Source organism: Vibrio sp. 1180_3, assembly GCF_029478545.1.
GTDB lineage: Bacteria > Pseudomonadota > Gammaproteobacteria > Enterobacterales > Vibrionaceae > Vibrio > Vibrio aestuarianus.
The window spans coordinates 25,596-49,017 of the sequence record NZ_SJFM01000017.1 but is presented as its reverse complement, the minus strand read 5'-3'; the positions used below and the strand labels follow the sequence as shown (position 1 = coordinate 49,017).

18 protein-coding genes and 1 pseudogene are annotated in these 23,422 nt (G+C 42.7%); 10 read left to right on the top strand and 9 right to left on the bottom strand.

Translation table 11 applies throughout. The features are described from left to right. Positions 1–44 precede the first annotated feature (44 nt). The 8 genes from fbpC to EYW48_RS11890 all read right to left on the bottom strand — a co-directional run bounded on the left by fbpC (position 45) and on the right by EYW48_RS11890 (position 11,602). Complete coding sequence (gene fbpC / locus EYW48_RS11925; protein ID WP_168786709.1) at positions 45–1,100, bottom strand: ferric ABC transporter ATP-binding protein; 1,056 nt, start codon at positions 1,098–1,100, stop codon at positions 45–47. A 17-nt stretch (positions 1,101–1,117) separates the two neighbouring features. Further along, positions 1,118–3,214, bottom strand: coding sequence for an iron ABC transporter permease (locus EYW48_RS11920; RefSeq protein ID WP_168522184.1), 2,097 nt, complete (start codon positions 3,212–3,214; stop codon positions 1,118–1,120). A 175-nt stretch (positions 3,215–3,389) separates the two neighbouring features. Beyond that, positions 3,390–4,424 (bottom strand): ABC transporter substrate-binding protein, encoded by a 1,035-nt coding sequence (locus EYW48_RS11915; protein WP_171980524.1) that lies wholly within the window; start codon positions 4,422–4,424, stop codon positions 3,390–3,392. 129 nt (positions 4,425–4,553) lie between these two features. After that, positions 4,554–5,885, bottom strand: coding sequence for an MFS transporter family glucose-6-phosphate receptor UhpC (gene uhpC, locus EYW48_RS11910; protein ID WP_171980525.1), 1,332 nt, complete (start codon positions 5,883–5,885; stop codon positions 4,554–4,556). Positions 5,886–5,972: 87 nt separating this feature from the next. Next, on the bottom strand, positions 5,973–7,592 hold the full coding sequence (locus EYW48_RS11905; RefSeq protein WP_172532975.1) for an MASE1 domain-containing protein: 1,620 nt from the start codon (positions 7,590–7,592) through the stop codon (positions 5,973–5,975). 8 nt (positions 7,593–7,600) lie between these two features. Further along, entirely contained in the window at positions 7,601–8,236 is a 636-nt protein-coding gene (locus EYW48_RS11900; protein ID WP_171980527.1) for a response regulator, read from the bottom strand. A 119-nt stretch (positions 8,237–8,355) separates the two neighbouring features. Beyond that, positions 8,356–9,234, bottom strand: coding sequence for a mechanosensitive ion channel domain-containing protein (locus EYW48_RS11895; protein ID WP_171980528.1), 879 nt, complete (start codon positions 9,232–9,234; stop codon positions 8,356–8,358). Between the two features lie 19 nt (positions 9,235–9,253). Further along, positions 9,254–11,602 (bottom strand): AAA family ATPase, encoded by a 2,349-nt coding sequence (locus EYW48_RS11890; protein ID WP_277432464.1) that lies wholly within the window; start codon positions 11,600–11,602, stop codon positions 9,254–9,256. A 266-nt stretch (positions 11,603–11,868) separates the two neighbouring features. On the opposite strand from EYW48_RS11890, the gene EYW48_RS11885 reads away from it, so the two are divergent. Beyond that, entirely contained in the window at positions 11,869–13,458 is a 1,590-nt protein-coding gene (locus tag EYW48_RS11885; RefSeq protein ID WP_053311520.1) for an ABC-F family ATPase, read from the top strand. Between the two features lie 144 nt (positions 13,459–13,602). On the opposite strand, the gene EYW48_RS11880 is transcribed toward EYW48_RS11885, so the two are convergent. Further along, complete coding sequence (locus tag EYW48_RS11880; protein WP_277432463.1) at positions 13,603–14,421, bottom strand: formate dehydrogenase accessory sulfurtransferase FdhD; 819 nt, start codon at positions 14,419–14,421, stop codon at positions 13,603–13,605. 212 nt (positions 14,422–14,633) lie between these two features. On the opposite strand from EYW48_RS11880, the gene EYW48_RS11875 reads away from it, so the two are divergent. The 9 genes and pseudogenes from EYW48_RS11875 (at position 14,634) to EYW48_RS11835 (ending at position 23,322) form a co-directional block, all read left to right on the top strand. After that, positions 14,634–15,098, top strand: a complete 465-nt coding sequence (locus EYW48_RS11875; RefSeq protein ID WP_277432462.1) for a DUF3305 domain-containing protein — start codon at positions 14,634–14,636, stop codon at positions 15,096–15,098. Further along, positions 15,082–15,537, top strand: a complete 456-nt coding sequence (locus tag EYW48_RS11870; protein WP_277432461.1) for a DUF3306 domain-containing protein — start codon at positions 15,082–15,084, stop codon at positions 15,535–15,537. Before EYW48_RS11875 ends, EYW48_RS11870 begins: the two co-directional genes overlap by 17 nt. Positions 15,538–15,725: 188 nt before the next feature. After that, positions 15,726–17,387 carry a 4Fe-4S binding protein gene (locus EYW48_RS11865; protein WP_277432460.1) on the top strand — a complete coding sequence of 554 codons (1,662 nt, stop codon included), beginning with the start codon at positions 15,726–15,728 and terminating at the stop codon, positions 17,385–17,387. 83 nt (positions 17,388–17,470) lie between these two features. Beyond that, positions 17,471–18,046, top strand: coding sequence for a molecular chaperone TorD family protein (locus EYW48_RS11860; RefSeq protein WP_277432474.1), 576 nt, complete (start codon positions 17,471–17,473; stop codon positions 18,044–18,046). Between the two features lie 108 nt (positions 18,047–18,154). Then, the gene (locus EYW48_RS11855) at positions 18,155–18,355 is read left to right on the top strand and encodes a twin-arginine translocation signal domain-containing protein (protein ID WP_277432459.1); all 201 of its coding nucleotides are present in this window, start codon (positions 18,155–18,157) and stop codon (positions 18,353–18,355) included. 12 nt (positions 18,356–18,367) lie between these two features. Further along, the gene (locus EYW48_RS11850; RefSeq protein ID WP_277432458.1) at positions 18,368–21,223 is read left to right on the top strand and encodes a formate dehydrogenase subunit alpha; all 2,856 of its coding nucleotides are present in this window, start codon (positions 18,368–18,370) and stop codon (positions 21,221–21,223) included. A gap of 11 nt (positions 21,224–21,234) precedes the next feature. Further along, positions 21,235–21,843 carry a formate dehydrogenase FDH3 subunit beta gene (gene fdh3B, locus EYW48_RS11845; protein ID WP_053311528.1) on the top strand — a complete coding sequence of 203 codons (609 nt, stop codon included), beginning with the start codon at positions 21,235–21,237 and terminating at the stop codon, positions 21,841–21,843. A gap of 14 nt (positions 21,844–21,857) precedes the next feature. After that, positions 21,858–22,829 (top strand): annotated as a pseudogene (locus EYW48_RS11840) (formate dehydrogenase subunit gamma); the annotation flags it as partial. Positions 22,830–22,905: 76 nt separating this feature from the next. Then, positions 22,906–23,322 (top strand): hypothetical protein, encoded by a 417-nt coding sequence (locus EYW48_RS11835; protein WP_053311590.1) that lies wholly within the window; start codon positions 22,906–22,908, stop codon positions 23,320–23,322. Positions 23,323–23,422: the final 100 nt, after the last annotated feature.

Genomic DNA, 23,422 nt, shown 5'->3' with positions numbered 1-23,422 from the left:
ATTAAGGAGGCGTTTAGGGTTTTTACAATGAAAAGGCTGATCAGTTATGCGTCTTCGGGCAGTAAAAATAACCCGACAGGATTGATGCTCAAATAAGCATGATCAGCGTAACTGGGATCAAACTGAGAAGAATTTAGCTGTAATAACAATTCTTTATTGTGCCACTTAACCAACACTTCATACATTGAACCCATATAAGCAATGCTGGTAATTTCACACTGTTGACACGCTTCACCTTCAGTGCAAAGTAAAATGGCTTCTGGTCGCACACCAATTTGATAATTACCCGTTGGCAAGGCGGCTACGCTCTCATCATCTGCTGGAATTTTGTAACCATTAATGATTAAGTGTGATCCATCATAACTGCCATCGAAAATATTCGCTTCCCCCATAAAGTTTGCCATAAACATCGATGCAGGGTGCTTATACAATTGAGTTGGTGATCCTTGCTGCATTATATCGCCATCTTTCATTACAATAACCGTATCAGATACAGCAAATGCTTCTGCTTGGTCGTGAGTTACATACAAAGAAGTAATATTAAAACGCTGCTGTAATTCACGAATGGTTTCACGCATGCTGCGCCTTAAGTTAGCGTCAAGGTTACTCAACGGCTCATCAAATAACAATACTTTAGGTTTTAAGACCAGAGCGCGAGCAAGAGCAACACGTTGCTGCTGACCACCTGAAATTTGGTCAACATAACGCTCACCAAACCCCTCTAGATCAACCAACCTAAGCGCTTCATCAACTCTTTGTTTCACTTCTTCTTTGCTCAAACCGATCATTTTTAGGCCATAGCCGACGTTGTCGTGCAATGAAAGGTGTGGGAATAGCGCATAAGATTGAAACACCATACAGATATCACGTTGTTGGATTGATGTATTGGTGACATCTTCGCCATCAATAAAAATTTGTCCGCTAGTCGGTTTCTCTAAACCCGCGACCAAGCGCAATACGGTGGTTTTCCCACACCCTGACGGGCCAAGTAATGTCACTAAGCTGCCTTTTTTTATTTCTAAGTCTACATCTCCAATAACAGTTTTATCACCAAAACGTTTGCAGACATTTTTTAGAACGACAAAGTTTTCATTTTCCATGTTTATATCTCCAATCGTTATTCTTGGTTAGTCGCTTTAGAACGTGAAACACGAGCCTCACCAACGATAAAATCAAATATCAAAATAATGGCTAACATCACCACAATTAAAATTGAGCCATAAGCAATCGCTACACCATATTCACCATCTTCTACACGATTCAATATATAAGATGTTGCAACACGTGTTTCCGGAGTCACCAAGAATATAATCGCGCTAACGGTGGTCATGGCACGTACAAAGCTATAAATCAACGTCGATAGAATCGCTGGACGCAATAGAGGTAATAAAATATGAGTAATGGTTTTAAAGGAGTTCGCTCTTAGACTGAGTGAGGCTTCATCTAAGGATTTATCTAATTGACCTAGCCCAGCGATACCCGCACGAATACCTACTGGAACATTACGCATTACCATTGAGATCACGACAATGGCTGCCGTACCCGTCAGGTAAATAGGTGCATCGTTAAAGGCAAGGATGTATGACACACCGGCGACCGTGCCGGGTACTGCGAAACAAAGCATCGTGGCAAATTCTATGACTTTTTTGCCATAAAATTGCTGGCGAACAACTATATAAGCGATCAATAAACCAAATAATGCCGTTAATGGCGCGGCAACGCCTGCGTAAATCATGGTCGTGATCAATGATGGCCAAGCACCTTCACTCATTCCCATACCAAATAGATGGATATAGTTTTTTAGCGTTAAGCTGTAATCAACACCCCAGTTAACGGTGAAGCTACCGAAGATAATGCTGCCATAGAGAAGAATGTTAAATGCCATCCAAAAATACAACAGACCCGAAACCGAGTGTTTAAGCAAGGTTGGTAGTGCTTGTACATCACCACGATACGATTTTCCTGAAATAGTTACGTACGAACGTTTACCTATCCACAAATACTGAACCACAAAAATCGCCAGTGAAAACAACAGTAAAACAGCGCCCAGTGTACTAGCTGAGGCATAATCTAATTGTGCACCAGCAATATAGAAGTAGATTTGTGTTGCCAATACGTCGAAGCTTCCACCTAGTACTAACGGGTTACTGAAATCAGCTAGTGATTGAACAAATATGATCAAGAAACTGTTTGCTAAAGCAGGTTTCAGCAATGGCATTACGATCTTGAAGAAGGTTTGATAGCGATTGGCACGCAGTGTATAAGATGCTTCTTCTAAAGAAGGATGCAGCGATTTCATTGCGCCATCTAGAATCATGAACGACATTGGAGCGAAGGCGAGCACTTGCGCCATCCAGATGCCAGTAAATCCATATAACCAGTTGGTTTGCTGTAGCCCAAACCAATCGACCATCAATTCTGTAATATAACCAGAACGTCCTAACATCAAAGTAACCCCAAGACCCACAACAAAAGGTGGGGTTACAATTGGCAAGATAGAAAAAATACGCGCAATAAAAGCGGAGCGAGTAGCAATTCGAGTTGTGTAGATAGCAAATATCAGACCGAAAAAGGTAGCACCAATCCCGACGGACACACCAAGGAATATCGAATTCCAAATGATTTGTATGATCTGAGAGCGACCTAATATATCAATGAATTGCCAGGCACTAAAGTTACCCAGGTCGTCTTTAAACATCGGTACAAAGATGGCAATACTCGGAAATATGATAAAAATGGAGATCAGTAGAATGATCGATATTAATGCACCAATGACAAAGCAATCCCCCCCTAGAAACTCAAGACGGGCAAAGGCTAATGTCATCACCGCACCTAAAGCAATGAAAAGCGCGATGGTGGAGTAGCCCAAACCGTGTTGGGTATACCAAGAGCTGAGTAAGACGATGAGCATACACGTTGCAGAATAACCAATATCAAAATAGTGGCGGTGCTTAGCGTATTTATTTTGCGCTTTACTGGGGCGAATTAAGAGAAGGGTAGGTAGTGCAAACCACAACCAAGAAATGTTGAAGCCACTCCAACCCATGGCATCGTAAAATTCTTGTGAGGTTGACTCAAATACCCCGTAATCAAGGGCAAAAGATGGCAACAGCACAAATGCACACAATAAAGTGATGATCCAATAAAAAATGGGATCTCTGTGCGACTTATTTTGCTGCTGACGTGGTGCTGTGTCCGCTGCGAGTTCATTCATTTGTTTGTACCAAAGTAGTGAGCAAAGGAGCATTGAGCTATGTATACACAAATATTTAATCAAGAAAGGTGTGCAATAGCGCTGATAAGTAAAAGACCAATGAAGATGAGTTCCATCGTGCGAGTAAATGGGCAGCTCAATACTGCCCATACATTCACGTTAATGAGTGAAGAAATTATTCACCCATTTTAACGACATTAACCCACTTGTTAATCAATCGTTTACGTTCATCTGACGAACCATAAGTATCCATATCATAATCAATCAATGTCAGTTTTTGAGGATCTAATGCATTTGGAGATTGCTCTGCCTGAGTATTAGTCAAAATTTGGAATGATTGGCCTTTTTTCCATGCTAACTCTTGGCCTTCTTTGGACATGACCCAGTCAACAAACAATTTAGCGTTATCAATATTGCGAGCACCTTTAATAATGCTTACACCACCAATTTCATAACCTGTTCCTTCACACGGTGAAATCAATTCCAGTGGTGCGCCTTTTGATTGCTCAAGGGAATAATCATGTAAGAATCCAATACCGATAGCAATTTCACCACGCGCAGCGTTACGAGAAGGGGTAACACCTGATTTGGTGTATTGAGATATGTTTTTGTCGAGCGCTTTAAAGTAATTAAAGGCTTTATCTTCATCCCAAAGTTGAATGAAAGTCGCCAAAGCGGTATACGCTGTACCGGAACTTTGTGGATCAGCAATTTGAATTTCACCTTGGTATTCTGGCTTGGTCAAATCACTCCAGCAACGTGGGATTTCAATCCCTTTTTCTGCCAGTCTTTGCGTATTAACGCCAAAACCTAAAATTCCCATGTAAACGGCAGAAGAGTAATTGCCTTTGCGTTTGGCTGGGTCTTTAAATCCATCCATGATGAACTCAAGTTGAGGTGATGGGTAAGGTTGTAATAGATCCATCTCGCCGGCTTGAGATTGCGGATCTAATGTGCCTCCATACCAAACGTCTGCTCGAGGGTTATTTTTCTCTGCTTCGATTTTCGCTAATGTACTGCCTGAGCCATTACGAACAAAGGAAGTTTTTACATCGTATTTTTCTGAAAATGCCTTAGTTTCTGCTTCACACATGGCGTTAGTTGCACTGCAATATACGACTAATCGACCTTCAGCAAGCACTTGAGGTGCAGCCAATGCCGAACCTAAAATACAAGCCGCGAGTAAGGTGCGATGTAATTTATCTTTCATGTTTGTTTCCTCTTGTTATTTTCATCACTTAACGCAGGTGTAGGGAGGCGTTAAGTTCTCATCACATTCCTGTGATATCTTTTTTACTGCGCATTAGCAGTGAAATTTTGAAAACAACGTGAGGAAGAATTAAGGCATAGTGACAGCATTCCCTGCACGTTGTTGTGCTTTTAGAAAAGGTAGGATCAACAGTCCTATTAATGCAGCAGATAAGGTGATAACGCTGAAAAACCCTTCCCAACTAAATTGTTCAATAATCAGAGCGAGCGGGTAACTGGCTAATGCCGCGCCAAGATACCCAAATAACCCCACAAAACCCGTAGCGGTACCTGCCGCATCTTTGTGTGAACATTCAGCAGCAGCCATCCCAATCATCATTTGCGGGCCAAAAATAAAGAACCCAATCGAGAAAAAGCACCCTGAAAGCACCACAAAATTATTAATCGGTGTGAGCCATAGCGCAGCAACAGAAATAAAAATCCCCAACGCAAAAATCAAATTCATTGGTGCTCGATTGCCACGGAAAAATTTATCTGATCCCCAACCACCAAATAGTGATCCAAGAAACCCACCAATTTCGAACATAGAAACGGCCGTATTGGCTGAAAAAAGGTCATAGCCGTGTCGTTCAGTAAGGTATAAATTTCCCCAGTCGTTAATAGCTATGCGTACTACATAAACCAGAAAGTAAGAGCTACATAACAGCCAAATGTACTTATTGCCTAAAACGTAAATACGTAAAATTTGAGAAAAGTTAAGTCCTTTTCCTTCTGCCTCGTGGCGCTTTTCAAGAGCGTCGTTTCGCCATTCACCGACAGACGGTAACCCAAGGGTGATTGGTTTGTCTTGCATGCGAAAACACAACACCAGACCGACCACAATGGCCAAACAACCAGGAGCAATAAAACCGTATCGCCATCCAAAAGTGACAGCTATAAAGCCAATACTGAGGGGGATCAATGCACCACTTAAGTTGTGACAAGTATTCCAAATTGACCACCAGAATCCCCGTTCAGTTCTTGAATACCATGTGGTTAATAGTTTTGCGCATGGAGGCCAACCCCAACCCTGGAAAAAAGCGTTGAGTGTCCAAAGCACTGCAAATACAGCAAGTGATGAACTAAAACCAAACAGCACATTAATAACGCCAGTCGCTATCAAGCCCAACCCCATGAAATAACTTGGTTTTGATTGGTCACTCACCATGCCTGATACAAACTTAGAGAGACCATATGTCACGTAAAATAATGTGCCGAGAATGCCAAAATCTGAATGTTCTAGCCCTAGGTCACTTAGCATCGCAGGCATAGCAAAATTGAGACTTTTCCGCGTAAAATAAAACACCCCATAGCCAACGTACATCGAAAGCATTAAATGCAAGCGCCAATACCGGTAGGTTGCATCTATCTGAGATGACTCTATGGGGGCTGATGTTGGTTTTGATATCATAAAACCCATCATGCTTTGTTTCTCCCTAGTGCAAAATAATGGTATCGGACTGATTCATGAAATGAATGAGACAAAGTTATAAATGACTAGGAAATTTTCCTAGTTTGATGGTGTTGTGGATGGTTTTGTGGGCAAGTTAACAGTTATACGCGTACCAGGTGGAGCGAGAATAGACTTAGAATCAATAACAAAATGCCCACCGAGGGCGCTCACTCGTTCTTCTATCCCTAACAATCCTTGCCCTTTTGTTCGCCAGTCGCTTGGCAAGCCAATGCCATTATCTCGTAGTTCAACACTGAACATTTCTCCAGGAACAATACTTAATTGTACCGATGAAGCCTGAGCATGTTTGCAAACGTTATTCAATAATTCTTGAATGATCCGGTACAGAGTGACTGCGGTTATATCATCTAAACGTTCAGCAAAAATGCCAAAATTCAGGCTAAAATCAACGTTTCGCTCAGTAAATCTCATTTCACTTGCTAATTGCCGAATAGCATTTTCCAAACCAAGCTCATCTAATGCGTGAGGACGCAATTGGGTTAATAATTGGCGGGTAGAGGAGTGAATACGCATGGCTAGCGAATTGATAGTCTGTGCTATATGAGTCTGTTTTTCATTGGTTGAGAGTCGATCTGCCAGCATCGACTGAATTTGAATAGCAGTAATATTTTGTCCGATTTCATCATGCAACTCACGAGCTACAGATTTACGTATTTGCTCTTCGACATGTACTAATTGCCTTGTCAGCTGTTGTTTATTTCTTAATTCTTGCTCAAGTTTTCTATTTATTTGTGTTAGACGATGAGCCAACAAATACTGACGACTGATTGCGATACCCAATCCCAAGCCAACAAGCGCTTGGGTTGCAATGAAGCTTTGCAATTCCATATCCGATTCGAACGAACCTGTGACTTGTCTTGCTGTGGCAAGCAAAATACTGTTCATCATGCTAGCTAAAACACCACCTTGCCAGCCATATTGATATGCCATAAAAATATTAGGCAGCAAAAAAAGCAGTAAAGCTAACGGCTTTAATTGCTCAAGTAACACAAGCTCTGCAATCAAACCACCACTAAAAAACAGTAAGCACCACAGTAACGCGGAGGGTCGTAACGTCACTTCATGGTGAATGAGTGTCGGGGAAAGAGGGTTCCAAATCTGCTGATGCAAATAGTCGTATAGCAAAAAGAGAAACGGGGTTAGCAATACTCCGCCAGTAATGGTTGCAACGGTAACTTGAACAACATAATGAAATTCAAGCTCAAGCGGTTTTATCAACAACAGAACACCTGTACCGCAAATTAGCCCGTAAATTAAAGTCAAACCAGTAAGTGCCAAGATTTTTTGCCAATAGTCTTGCAATGAAGCCCAAAGAGACTGAAATGCAATAGCGAGCCAATAGGCGATTAAGGCAAATAACAAAAGCAGATATTCATGGCCAGGGCTCTCTAAAATCTGGCCTAATGACCACGCAATGAACATTTCGCATAGTGTAATGCCTAACCACAAGCGCCTCGGTGACAAGGTTAAAGTGGCTAACTTTAGTCCGGTTGGTAGAAGTAGACCTGCGAGTAGTAGATCGGGGGCTAGGTAATGGCTGATATTCCATAAACAAAACCAACTGATCGAATACAATACACAGGCAAAAACGTAGCTAAAACTAGAGGAAAGCGATAACCAAGATAAGCTTGCAGAAGAGGGTGAAAGAGAACGCATGATAGCGGTTACACCGACTCATTAGCCAATAACTGATGAGTGATAGCAAACCGAATCAAGTCAACATTATTGGAAAGCCCAAGTTTGCTAAGAATATTGGCACGATGTACATGAATGGTTTTGTGGCTTATGGATAAGTCATGGCCAATTTCTTTCACATCTTTTCCCAGTATTAGATGTTCAAACACCTCTCGCTCACGCTTTGTTAACCCTTCGAGTACCAAAGGAACCCCTGAAATGTTACTAAGGTTGATTAATGCATCCGCGCAAAGATAACGGTCACCGTTTGCAACGGTACGGATTGCACTGACAAGTTCGCCTGGGCCGCATCTTTTGGATAAATAACCACAAGCGCCAGCTTCTAATGCTTTGCTTACAAAAGAAGCTGAATCATAAATAGAAAGAATGATTGCTTTGAAATGGGGTTGAGATTGGCGCAATTTTTCTAGTAACACTAAGCCACTTTCATCAGGCATCGAAATATCAATAACTGCGAGGTCTACAGAGGCAGTCGACAAAACGCGGTATGCATCTCGAGCATTACTGTATTCACTATGTACTATGATGTCTGGTTCTACAGATAACAACTGTGCGAAACCGGATCGAACCATAATATGGTCATCGACTAAGGCAACTGAAATCATACGGGCATCCTATGCATTTGCCGCGATAGTCGCAGATGTATCAATAAGTATCAAAAACAAGCGTATGGGATGTGATTACTCTCCCGAAACTGATGTGTTAGCCAGTGACTTTAATTAAATTAACTGGCGTACACCGCAATTTTTGGCGGCTTAATGCCATGCTTTTTAAACTCTTTCATCACACGCAGGGTAATGTCCGTTTCGAAAAGCTTTTCATAAGCGGTATCGACCACGTAAGCCTTACAAGTTAATTGTATGGCTAAGTAGTTATCAGTGATTGTCTGTTTGACTAACACGGTTACGGGCTTGGGTAAGTGGATATAACGGCTCGATGATGCAGCTTCTTGGATTAAGTCTCGCGCCATGACAATGTCTTCATCCATTCCAACATAAAATGGGATCACCACCTGCATATCGAGAGCGCCATAGTTACCACTGACGGTGACTTCATTTAAGAATTTGTTGTTGGGAATCGTGATGATGTCGTCAGAAAGAGTTCGCATCCTAACAGAACGTAAACCGATGGTGATGATATCACCATAATTCCCTTCAAATGTGACACGGTCACCCACCTGAAATGGGCGGTCGATCATAACCGTTAGTCCGGCAATGAATGATGCGGCTAAGTCTTTCAGCGCAAAGCCCACAGAAACGGCAAGCGTACCACCTATTAATGCAAGTATTTGATCATTAATACGAAAACTCATCATAAACACAACTAAACCGGCCGTCATGTAGATAAAAAACTGCAAAAATGACTGAAGCTTTTGCAGTAACATTCGGTATTGCACAAATTGGCGGCCAATACTTTCTACCATCGAATTCATAAACTTAAGCAGTAACCAAGTCGATGCGATGACCAGCAGTGAGAAGAAGACACCACTCCAACGAATCAAACTGGCGAACTGTTGTATATGTTCTGCATTTGCCATCTCTTCAGTGGCAAAACATGGAGCAGCAAACAACAGGCTAGCTCCAATAATTATTACTTTTTTCATCAGTACATTAACCATTATTTTATTTCACCAGCAGATGTTGACGGTCGAGCACATTGGTAATGTGGCGGAACCAGTGGTCTGAGATCCTTGCTTTGTCCTCATTCCATTCGATAAACCCACGGCTTTGAAAGTAACGGAGAGTCCCAATGACTTCTGAAATACTCAACTGAGTACATTCAGATAGTTCTTCTGGTGAGGCAATTTCAAGCTGCACGATAGACCGGAGTACCGCCAGCATCGGTTTGGGCATTTTCTCCAATTCTTGAGATTCTGGAGCGTGAAAAAGACGAACCACTACTTGATCGGTTTCTTTATTGCGATTCAATGATAGACGGAAAAAACGCAGCGCCACGGTAGGGTTGCCATCGGAGTAATGCCACAAAATTCGATAGAATCCTTGTTTTGCACGTTCTTCTTCGGTTATTTCTTCTTGATCCCATTGCTTAGGAACTACCAATCCTTCAAAACTAATTGGCCTCTCTATATCGCGATTGATGCGGCTATCCAATAATTGCTGAATTTGCTTTTCGTTCCAACGGGGTAAGAAACTAACCCAATCAAATAACAATCGCTCACCTCTGGCTCTATCCACAAATCGCCAACTCGCTTTGGCGATTGCCATCACCACTCGATGATTTTTTTTAGATCGGCGAAGTAAGTTTGTTAGGCGGATTAAACCAGAAAGCCCCCCGACCATCGGTTTCACTAAACGTTGTGCATTATCAACAGCAATGAAATAAGTAACCTCACTTTTTCGTAGATATGCCAAGACTTGAATTTCACTTGCGTCTTCTTCTAACCCTAAGTTGAGAGCCAGTAATGAGAGCAATTCATTAAAACCTGAGTAAGGGCAACTTAGGTAGATTGGCTCTGCATTTTTGACTCGATGCAGAAGAGTATAAAGCAACGTTGTCGTGCCCACACCACGTTCACCGGAGACAACGCAAACCGCAGGACTATCGGTCATTAGATACTTAGAAAGCTGCTTGATTTCATCGCCCGCGTAGTCAATTAACTCACTGTCGATAGACCCAGGAAGAACGTAATTAAAATTTTCTTCACCTTTAATTCGAACCAAGTTCTGACTACCATTGGCATTACCGGTTTGTTTTGCAACCTCGATGCGAAATAAATAAGCGAGCGCTTGGCTAAAAAAAGTATATTCGGATAGGGCGGAAATGAGTTTGTGCTTTAAGGTATGTAATAAGAGCCAAATAGCGGTAATCGCTGTAGCAACGACTCGTAACACATAACTGTCTTTTTTGCTGATAGCCCATGCCACAAGAAGCGGGCGTTCATTTAACTTACTCGCTTCAGTAAACACTTTTTCTCGCCACAGTTGTAATACCGAAATGGTCACCAGTACAAACCAGAAAAATAGTGCGCTGTTTATCCAGTAATAAATAGTACCTTTGCCTAGGGTTCGCATTGAGATCTGCAAAATAACACCCGCGATTATCGTACTCCAAACATAACGGCGAATGGTGGATAAGCGCAATGCGGTCACTTCTTTGTTCGCCGAACGCGAACTACGAGACACAAATTCCAAAATAAAACTGACCGCAATAGAACCACCTAAAATCCACCACGTGAAAATTTCGAGGACAATTAGATGCTGTAAACTTGGTATCTGCGATAAAACCTGTAGCGATAACGTAATGGCAACCAACCATGCCAATGCTTTATTTGCGCGGCTTAAATACCAAATAATGCGTATCCACAACGCGGGGTTATCACGGTTTTTGATCTGAGTTTGGTGGAAGGTGGAAATAAGACGCTGACTGTTTGTCAACCACCAAGTCAAAACCAAATAAAAGAAGAACACTTTAAGTGCCGCCCAAATAACCGGGATAGGGGAGATAAGTAGATCACTGAGCAAAGATTTAAAACTGCGCAGCTGAAAATAAAATAAGTACTCAGCATTCAATTGCGTTAGCTGCCATTCCTGTTTTACTTGCTTTACGCCATAAGGACCAAAACCAGTAAGCTGTTCACGTGTAGCCTCACTTGCCAGTTGTAACAAACGCTGCTTACTTAAACTGAGACTATTTAGGGTTAAGTAGCTTGATTCAATTGCTGACCAGTCGACATCACTATTACGCTGCCGATATTGGTGAAGCTGAGATTCAAAGACCAGAATTTGCTTGCTTTGTTCAGCAAGTACCTGCGACAACAAATGCTGCACTCTCGCTCGCTCATCACCCGACATAAAGAGTGGTTCTGGAAGTTGGCTAACTTCGCTAGCAAGCTGATTAGCGGTATAATTGGCCTTTGATGTTGTCGCTTGGAAATCATACTCCCATTCTGCCTGTGCAGATTGAGCAAAAACAACCACAGCTAAAAATAAAAAGCGTAATAGAAAACGCATAGAATCACTTATCAGTAATGAATATATCGAATAAAAGTTTAGCCGATATATTGAAGAAAAATAGGAACTTAGTAATAAAAACAGTGTTAAGTCTCGTACCACACCATAAGTTTATCGTTGTCTCACTTATGAAGTGCCGTACAATAAGCAGGCTCTATATCATTAGCAGGCTGTTTTGCAAACAAAAACATCGCTTGCAGTTCAGAGCCTGAACAAGTAACGTTGCGCAGTTTTTTACACAATTCACATTTATTAAGGTACTGGTTTTGATCTCCACCGCGAATATCACTCAACAATTTGGCGCTAAGCCACTGTTTGAAAACATTTCCGTTAAGTTTGGCGAAGGTAATCGCTATGGCCTGATTGGCGCTAACGGTTGTGGTAAGTCAACATTTATGAAGATCCTAAGCGGAGAGCTTGAGCCTTCGAGTGGTAATGTTAGCTACGACCCGAATGAGCGCGTAGCGAAACTGAATCAGGACCAGTTTGCTTACGAAGAATTCACTGTTATTGACACCGTTATTATGGGTCATAAAGAATTGTGGAAAGTAAAGCAAGAACGTGACCGTATCTATTCTCTTCCTGAAATGAGCGAAGAAGATGGTATGAAGGTTGCGGATCTTGAAACTGAATTCGCTGAAATGGATGGCTACATGGCTGAGTCTAAAGCCGGTGAATTGCTACTTGCTGTCGGTATTCCTGTTGAACAGCATTTTGGGTTGATGAGCGAAGTGGCTCCAGGTTGGAAACTGCGTGTTCTATTGGCACAAGTTCTGTTTGCTGACCCGCATATCATGCTACTTGACGAACCAACCAACAACTTGGATATGGATACTATTCGCTGGCTAGAAGATACATTAAACCAGCGTAACTGCACCATGATCATCATCTCGCACGACCGTCACTTCCTAAACAGTGTATGTACTCATATGGCTGACTTAGATTACGGCGAACTACGTGTTTATCCAGGTAACTACGACGAATACATGACTGCAGCATCACAAGCACGTGAGCGTCTGTTGTCGGACAATGCGAAGAAGAAAGCACAGATCGCTGAGCTTCAAACGTTCGTCGCGCGTTTCTCTGCAAACGCATCAAAAGCAAAACAAGCCACTTCTCGTGCTAAACAGATCGATAAAATCCAATTAGATGAAGTGAAAGCGTCAAGTCGTCAAAACCCATTCATTCGTTTCGAGCAGTCTAAAGAGTTATTCCGTAACGCATTGGAAATTGAAAACCTAACTCAAGGTTTTGAAGATGACCTGTTCAGTAACTACAGCGCCATTTTTGAAGTGGGTGAGCGTGTTGCAATTATTGGTGAAAACGGCGTGGGTAAAACAACGTTGTTGAACACATTAGCAGGTGTCATTGAACCACGCTCTGGTTCATACAAATGGTCAGAAAACTCTAACATTGGTTATTATGCTCAAGATCATGCGCATGATTTCGCTGAAGACATGAACTTATTTGATTGGATGAGTCAATGGCGTCAAGAAGGTGATGATGAACAAGTGATTCGCAGCTTCCTTGGCCGTATGCTCTTCGGTCAAGATGATATCAAGAAATCAGTCAAAGTGATTTCTGGTGGTGAGCAAGGGCGTATGCTACTTGGTAAAATCATGATGCATAAACCAAACATGTTGTTGATGGATGAACCAACCAACCACATGGATATGGAGTCAATTGAATCATTGAACAATGCATTAGAAATTTACAAAGGCACACTGTTCTTCGTTTCACATGACCGCGTGTTTGTAGATTCATTAGCAACCCGTATCATTGAAATTCGTGACAATAAGATCACTGACTTCAAAGGTACTTACGCTGAGTTTTTAAACTCTCGCAGCAATAGCTAATAAATCAGTTTTACGCTTAACCTCTATTTCTAATAGGTTAATTTCCCCAAACTACTTGGAGTTGCAGGTAGGAAGGGTATAGCGAGGAAAACGAAATAGCCCAGTCGAATACTGGGCTATTTTTTTTAGATTGAATTGATAAGCTTAGCCTTTTACATCAAAGCTGATTTTTTCGGCACCGGTAAAGACTTGAAAACGTAGCCCCTTAGCACGAGCGATAGTGGTAATGCCAAATTGCTTGGCTAAATCTAGCCCCATTTGCGTCACACCAGAACGAGACAGCAATACAGGAATACCCATTTGCGCGACTTTAATCACCATTTCAGACGTTAGCCGCCCCGTGGTGTAGAAAATTTTATCCTCACCACTTTGTTGATTCAGCCACATTTCGCCAGCTAACGTATCAACAGCGTTATGACGACCAACATCTTCAATAAAAGAAAGCACCTTGTCACTTTGACAGATGGCACAGCCATGAACAGCTCCCGCTTTTTTATAAGTGTCGTTATAGTGGGTAAGAGCCTCTAAGGCCGAGTAAATCTCTGACTGTTTAAGTGGGGTTTGTGGCACTTGGTAGTTTTCAAGTTGTTTCATCACGTTGCCATACATCGTGCCTTGTCCACAGCCAGAGGTGACGGTTTTTTTCTTTAACGCTTTATCCAAATGATCAATATTTTCTTTAGTAATCACCGCGGCCGAATGAGTTTGCCAATCAATAATAATCGACTCAAGCGCGGTAGGATCAGATATAAAGCTTTGGTTTTTCAAGTAACCAAGCACCAATGATTCAGGACGAGATCCTAACGTCATCAAGGTCACAATTTCTTTCCAATTTAACATTACGGTTAATGGCCGTTCACAGGCAATTTGCTGAGTCAGTTTTTCACCGTATTCATCAAACACTTCTACTTCTATGGTTTGTAAAGGGTTCTCGCTAGTTTTAATTATGGTTGGCTTACCCACTGTGTGATCCTATTTATTGGAGTGAATGATCAAATCTCTGACTGCGTTTTGACAAGCAATTATTATTCCACTGTTTAATGAAAATAAGGCCACTAGAAATTGGATAAAGTCTAATCTTTAATACAGTTGTGAAGAAGACAAGTACGTTATGCTGAATAGGTGGCGTAATTCTTGCTGTTACGTGTTTAATTAATAACTTAAGTAGGTGAGACATGTCTACATCTTCATCAGAACTTCTAGGCGCAGGAAAGAGTGATTTCTTATGGCCAATCGAATGCGACCTCATTGCACATGACATTACCGCTGGTATGTGGGTGACGAAACAATGGCAGTTGGTGGGGTTCAACCTCCAACCGGTAGCTGTATCTCCTACAATCTCGCTCTTGGAACTCTATAGAGATGAAAGGACTGATTACCGTTTTAATTTAAGCTCTCAGCAACCCAAGTTATTTCTCGTTTTGGAAAATATTGACATTGACCAAGAGCCTAAAATAGTCAAATTGACCGCCTCACAAAACGTCGCTTCACGTTATATGGATGGCGACTATCTGGTGTTGTCTAACGACATGCCACTTGCAGTACAAGCATGGATGGAAGCCTTTATTGGACGTCATGGCGAGCTATTAGAACAGCGTCGTAAAAAACGTAAAGGAGCAGGGCGTGCCAGCGGAAACTAAAGGATTTTTATCAAGATGGTCACTGCGAAAATTGTCTGAGGCTGAGGCCGAACCTGAATCTGAAATTGAGCCCAGTGGGGAAGAGTCGATTGATCTCTGCATAACTCAAGAAGAGGAAACAGCTTCGTCAGACAACGAAAACAGCATCGCTACACTATTGACCTCTACAGCAGAGGCCAGTGTTAAGAAAGCGGCATTGCGTCAATTGTTTTTAAATGGCGATTTTAGTGAAATCGATATGTTGGATGATTACAACCAAGACTTTAATCAAGTCAGTAACCTGTCGACAGAGGCCGTTGCAAAACTTCGCGACTGGATGAATGAAGAAAACGAGGAAACCAACGAAGAGAATATCGCTGATACAGAAAATGCAGCTGAAGGGGATGAAATTATAGTAGAAAACGCTCAACAGCTGACAGAGACAAAAAATACCACATAAAGTGTCGGTACATTTTGACTTACTCACCATGAGTCATTACTGAGACAAAATGTCGCACTTTATGTGTGGGTTTGATATCTCAGCGCTATAATTCATTTAATTATCTGATAATTAAGTAAATTAGTTATGGAATGGTATTTGCTAAGTTCATTTTAATCGAACATTAGTGTTCTAAATGGAACTGAGCAATGCTAAAACAATTCTTACAGCAAGCGACATCAAAAAATGGTAACGCTCGAGCGTATGCCATTGAGCATACGGTTGAACTCACCAATTTAATCCCACCAACCGTAAGCTACGAAAGTGGCGGTCATACGCTAATTCTAGGCCCTACAGCCATCATTATTCGTACCGCAGAGCAACTGTCGAGTATGGCCTCACTGACACTTCTTTCCATAGATGGCGAACCAGGAGCACATCCTAACCTTTATTTTGCCGATACGGTTGAAGTGTCCGGTTTTCTTGGGGCGTTTCAAGTTAACGTCGAAAATCGTGGTGCGAGTCATAACCTCGCTAAAGTCGCGATTGCTCTCGACTGCTTTGATGTGGTTCTCGACTTGTCTTTGAATGGATTTATGGCAGAAGAAGTTCCTGTGCCCGGATATTATCCTGTCGGTCGTGGTTATCCAACTTTAGCTGATGCACTTAGTGAAATTCCAACTCTGATGGGCACCTTTGATAAACCGAAATATTTTCGCCTCGATACCGATCTCTGCGCCCATAGTTCACGCGGAGTTAAAGGGTGCGAGCGATGCGTTGATGCTTGTCCAGCCGGAGCCTTGACCAGTGAGGGCAATGATAAAACTGGGCACCATATCCAAATTAATCCTTACCTTTGCCAAGGTATAGGAACTTGCGCGACATCGTGTCCAACAGAAGCCATCCACTATGCTTTGCCAAACCCAACTGATACGCAAAAATTTATAGAACGTCTTTTGGCCAACTATGAGTCTGCCGGCGGCATCAACCCAATTGTGTTGATCTGCAGTTCTCGCCATGAAAGCTACAACTTAATGGCATTACAAGTCTTACCGGATAACGTCATTCCCGTTATCGTTGAAGAACTTCCTTCGGTGGGTATTGATACTTGGTTTGCAGCGCTCGTTAATGGAGCAAGCCAAGTGTTGTTTGCCGCTAGCCGTCACATGCCTGAAACTATTATTCGTATTCTTAATCAAGAAGTGGGAATGGCCCAGCTCCTGCTAACGCAGCTTGGTATTGCCAAAGAGAGCATTGATGTTCTTTATTTAGAAACACTACGTGAAGGGCCTCCAACATTAATGGACACGTCTTTTGATCTCGCTTTAGGGGATTTAGAAGGTAATAAACGCCAACGGCTATTTACCGCACTTGACGCCTTAGCGACATCTCGTATTCCTGAAGATAACATAGTGGCACTACCCAGCACTGCATCTTATGGGAAAGTAAGCTGCAACACTCAAGATTGCACACTTTGCATGAGTTGTGTGGCGGTTTGTCCAACCCGCGCACTGCATCATTCGGGGGATTCGCCAACCCTTCATTTTATTGAACAAGACTGTATTCAGTGTGGTTTGTGTGCCAAAGCCTGTCCAGAACAAGCGTTATCACTGACGCCACAAATGAACTGGGATAAAGCGTCTCGTCAACAAGTCCAAACGCTCCATGCCGAAAAACCTGCCGAATGTTTACGCTGCCATAAACCTTTTGCCCCGCAATCGATGATCACCATGCTGCAAAATAAGTTACGTGGTCACTCTCAGTTCGCAGATGCTGCAGCACTTAACCGTATTGCGATGTGTGAGGACTGCCGAGTGGTCGATATTTTCGAAGGCATGGCAGAAGATCCACACCAACAGTTGAACTACTAAGGATAACTAACGTGGAACACAAAACAGACGACTTAACTCATTTAGGACAATCAGTACGTTTTGAGATTTATCTACTGCTTGCAATGCTGCTTAGGCAAAAACCGAGCGCAGAGTTAATGGATTTTCTCACTCAGTTAGACATTGAAAATAACGATACTGATATGGCAAAAGCATGGCTCGAGTTAAAGAACTCAGCCAGTCATGCTGTTGATACCGATGACGAATTTCAAAATCTCTTTATTGGTATTGGCCGCGGAGAAGTCGTTCCATTCGCCTCTTGGCATCTGACTGGTTCCTTAATGGAAAAGCCACTTGCACAACTAAGACAAACCCTACTTACACTTGGTTTTGAAAGAGCTGAGGGTGTGAAAGAGCCTGAAGATCATATCTCTGCAATTTGTGAAGTCATGAGCTATCTATGCGAACAGCCAGAAGAGCAGCAGAAAATGTTTTTTAATCAACATATTGGGCCTTGGTTTAACAAATTAGTTGAGCAAATAAGGCAAGCAAGTCATGCCAAGTTTTACCTCAGTGTGGCCAATTTAATGTACACCTTTTTAACTATTGAGCAGGTGAAATTCACCCAAGCACCTGAAGGTGCGAAGAACGCCCTCAAAATTGATGTAAAAAATTTAACAGACTCACTTCAGAGTCACTAATTTATATACCCAAATCACTTGGAGTTACAGGTAGAAAAGGTATAGCAAAAGAGATGCGTCGTTAGCATCCATAGATAGCCGGTTTAAAACGGGCAGAGGAAGCATTCAATGAAGAAAGATAAAGAAGTTGATAACTGTCGTCGAGACTTACTCAAAGGGCTAGGTACAGCAGCTATCGTGGGAGCAGTGGTATCAGGCACTGCTCAAACAGCAGTGGCTTCTGAACATGTGGTTCCAAACAATGATGATGTAAAGAAAAATGGTTACCACGAAACTCAACATATTCGTGATTATTACGACACTCTGTAGGAGCAACTGACAATGAAATTATCAAAACGCTCCGATAGCGTAATGAAAGAGCATGACAAACTAGGCATTAGTCGTCGTACTTTTATGAAAAACAGCTCATTAGCGGCTGGTGGTGCGGTTGCAGGCGCGGCTTTATTTACTCCCGGCATGATGAAAAAAGCACAAGCTAAAAGTGTTGATCCTACGGTAAAAACTGAAGTGAAGCGTACTATTTGCTCTCATTGCTCGGTGGGCTGCGGTATTTATGCCGAAGTGCAAAATGGGGTCTGGACAGGTCAAGAACCTGCATTTGATCACCCATTTAATGCTGGTGGACACTGCGCTAAAGGCGCTGCCCTGCGTGAACATGGCCATGGTGAAAGACGCTTAAAATACCCAATGAAACTTGAAAACGGCAAATGGAAAAAACTGTCGTGGGATCAAGCAATAGAAGAAATTGGCAACAAAGTATTAGACATTCGCAAAGAATCTGGGCCGGACTCCGTCTATTGGTTAGGCAGTGCGAAACACAGCAATGAGCAAGCCTACTTGTACCGCAAAATGGCTTCATTATGGGGTACCAACAACGTCGATCACCAAGCTCGTATTTGCCACTCAACAACGGTTGCTGGCGTTGCAAATACATGGGGCTACGGTGCCATGACAAACTCATTTAATGACATGCATAACTGTAAATCGATGCTGTTCATTGGCTCAAACCCAGCAGAAGCGCACCCGGTTGCAATGCAGCATATCCTGATCGCTAAAGAGAAAAACAGCTGTAAAATAGTGGTAGCAGATCCTCGTCGTACGCGCACAGCAGCAAAAGCGGATCATTTCGTATCACTACGTCCAGGAAGTGATGTTGCCTTTATTTGGGGCGTGTTATGGCACGTATTCCAAAACCAATGGGAAGATAAAGAATTCATTCGCCAGCGCGTATTTGGTATGGATGAAATTCGTGATGAAGTCGCGAAATGGACACCAGCCGAAGTCGAGCGTGTAACAGGTGTTAGTGAAGAAGAAGTCTACCAAACTGCAAAAATACTCTCTGAAAATCGCCCTGGATGCATTGTATGGTGTATGGGAGGTACGCAGCACACCACGGGTAACAACAACACTCGTGCTTACTGCGTCTTGGAGTTAGCTTTAGGTAATATTGGTAAATCTGGCGGTGGTGCAAACATTTTCCGTGGTCACGACAACGTACAAGGTGCGACGGATTTAGGTGTCCTATCTGATACCTTACCCGGCTACTACGGCCTATCTGAGGGAGCATGGCGTCACTGGGCGAAAGTGTGGGATCTTGATTTCGAGTGGATAAAAGATCGGTTCGACAGCGGTACTTACGGCGGTGCAACACCAATGAATACCTTTGGTATTCCGGTTTCTCGTTGGATCGACGGCGTGTTAGAGAACAAAGATAACATTCAGCAACGTGAAAATATTCGCGCTATGTTCTATTGGGGTCATGCGGTCAACTCGCAAACCCGTGGTGTTGAAATGAAAAAAGCGATGCAAAAACTGGATATGATGGTGATTGTTGACCCGTATCCAACCGTTGCCGCTATTATGAATGATCGCACTGATGGTATTTACCTTCTGCCTGCGACAACTCAGTTTGAAACTTACGGCAGTGTCACGGCTTCTAACCGTTCGATTCAATGGCGTGATCAAGTTATTGAACCTCTTTTTGAGTCAAAGCCTGATCATGAAATAATGTATTTGATGAGTAAAAAGCTAGGTATCTCCGAGCAATTATTCAAAAACATCCGCATTGAAAACAATCAACCGCTTATCGAAGACATCACTCGTGAATTCAATAAAGGAATGTGGACTATCGGTTATACCGGTCAAAGCCCTGAGCGTTTAAAAGCACATCAACAAAACTGGCATACCTTCCATAAGACGACATTAGAAGCAGAAGGTGGGCCTGCTAATGGTGAAACTTATGGTTTACCTTGGCCATGTTGGGGAACGCCTGAAATGAAACACCCTGGCACACATATCCTTTACGACACGTCTAAACCAGTAGCTGAAGGTGGCGGTAACTTCAGAACGCGTTTTGGCGTGGAATTTGAGGGTAAAAGCTTATTAGCCGTCGATAGCTATTCTAAAGGTTGTGAAATTGAAGATGGTTACCCTGAGTTTACTGATAAGCTTCTAAAACAATTAGGGTGGTGGGGTGACTTAACCGCACAAGAACAAGCTGCGGCAGAAGGCAAAAACTGGAAGACTGACTTGTCAGGTGGCATCCAACGTGTGGCGATAAAACACGGCTGTATTCCATTTGGTAATGCAAAAGCTCGCGCCATTGTATGGACATTCCCAGACCGTGTACCTTTGCACCGGGAGCCACTGTATACCCCTCGTCGTGATTTAATTGCTGATTACCCAACATGGGATGACAAAGACGCAATTTTCCGTATGCCAACTTTGTATAAATCGATTCAACAGCAAGATAAATCTAACGAGTATCCGATCATCCTAACATCAGGCCGTTTGGTTGAATACGAAGGGGGTGGTGAAGAAACACGTTCAAATCCATGGCTTGCCGAGCTACAACAAGAAATGTTTGTTGAGGTAAACCCCAAAGATGCCAATGATTTAGGCTTCAAAGATGGAGAAATGGTTTGGGTTGAAGGGGCTGAGAAAGGCAGAATTCACGTCAAAGCCATGGTAACTCGTCGTGTCAAACCAGGCATGGCATTCATTCCATTCCACTTTGGCGGTAAGTTCCAAGGTGAAGACCTACGCCATAAATACCCTGAAGGCACCGACCCATATGTGATCGGTGAGTCAGCAAACATTGCTACAACCTATGGCTACGACCCTGTAACACAAATGCAGGAAACCAAAGTCACTCTCTGTAACATTCGCAAAGCGTAAGGAGCTTACAAATGGCTAGAATGAAATTCCTTTGTGACACCAAGCGCTGCATCGAATGTAATGGCTGTGTCACCGCATGTAAAAATGAAAATGATGACGCACTTGAGTGGGGTATTCAACGTCGCCGAGTCGTTACATTAAACGATGGTGAACCAGGAGAAAATTCGATCTCAGTGGCTTGCATGCATTGTACTGACGCACCTTGTATGGCGGTTTGCCCAGCAGACTGCTTTGAGCACACTGAAGATGGAATTGTGCTCCACAATAAAGACCTGTGCATTGGTTGCGGCTACTGTTTGTTTGCCTGCCCGTTTGGTGCGCCTCAATTTCCTAAACAATCAGCTTTTGGTGAACGCGGGAAAATGGACAAATGCACATTCTGTGCTGGCGGACCAAATACAGAACCAGGTTCAGAGGAAGAGCGTAAAAAATATGGTGCAAACCGTATTGCTGAAGGCAAATTACCGATGTGCGCCTCATTATGTTCAACAAAAGCTTTGATTGCTGGTGACGCAGAGAAAGTCTCTGATATTTTTCGACAACGTGTCGTAGAACGTGGAGCAAAAGGCGCTGGTTGGACAGACGGTGAAGACCTTTCCTACGACGCTAGTAAAAGCTAAAGATGGAGAGGAGTATGTTACAACGCATAAAACGTGCAACTCTCGCTATGCTGCCTGTATTGGCAGCACTAGCGATGCTATGTTCACCGCCTAGCTTTGCTAAAGATGAAACCACTCCTGTGGTTGAAAGAGAAATGACACAATTAGCTGGTGCTGATTTTTGGCAACAGGTGAGGCAAGGTGAGGTGGGGTACACCACATCGCAATCACCAGAACATGGCATGTTGATCAGCGCCCCTGGGGAGGCATGGTTTTTACTTAAAGAAAAATGGATGTCTCCTGCGGGCGCTATCGCCATTTTCGGTAGTATTACCATGGTCATTTTGGCGTATGTGGTAGTTGGACCAATCATGCTCAGCGCTCCACGAACGGGTAAAAAGATCAAACGCTGGTCTCGATGGGACCGAGCATTACACTGGAGCATGGCATTTACCTTTTTAACTCTCGCATTTAGCGGCCTAATGTTGGTTTACGGTAAGCACTTCTTAAAACCGTATGTACCAACTGAGCTATGGGGGTGGGTGATTTTCGTTGCCAAACAATACCACAATTATATGGGGCCTCTATTTTTTATACTGCTGATATGTATGTTATTAAAATGGTGGCGTAAATCATTGTTTAATCAGACAGATATTAAATGGTTCATGAAATTCGGTGGGATGGTTGGCAAGTATAAAGGAAGTCACCCTTCGGCTGGGTTTTCTAATGGGGGTGAAAAGGCCATTTACTGGTTATTGATTGTCTTTGGTGCAGCGGCAGCAATCAGTGGCTTGATATTGGATTTTCCGATCTTCGGGCAAACGCGACGTGACATGGAGTTTTCAAACCTTATGCACATGTTCTCAGCGCTTATTTTAATCTGTGGCTTTATCTTCCATATCTATATTGGTTTATTTGGAATGGAAGGGGCATTAGAAGGCATGGTTACGGGTGAAGTCGACGAAACCTGGGCTAAGGAGCACCATGATCTATGGTATGCCGAAATACAAAATGCAGATTATAAAGGCACGGAAAGCAGTGATGATCCAGTGAAAGAGGGAAAAGCCCATGAACAATAACGTTATGAGCAATAACCGAAAAAGCATATGGTTTGTCTATATTGCAAGTTTACTCACACCTTTTACTTGTTTAATTTCAGGGGTGATTGCCATTATTTATGCAGGATATCGGCTTGATAAAAATCAAGATGGTGAGGTTGCTAATTCCCATTATTACGGTCTTATTCGTAGCTTCTTTTTGTACCTGACATTCTTTGTTGTATTGCTAGTCACCGTTGCCACTTCAAATGGCGTTTTGGTTGGGCTCAATGACTATTGGTATAAAAGCTCATGGATTGACACGATAAGTTATGTAATCCCTATCATCGGTGCCGTATTTGCTTTATTAGCCATCCTAGTTTGGCTTGCTAGAATAGTACAAGGTATGCAGCAATTGAGAAATAACCAGCCTCATCAACCCTCTAAAGGGCCAAATCTATAATCTATAAGCCCAGTTTCATGCTGGGCTTTTTTACGCCATATATTAGTGCGCATCAAAAAAGGGCGAACGATCCAAGTTGGTGCAATGGGTGAGATATATC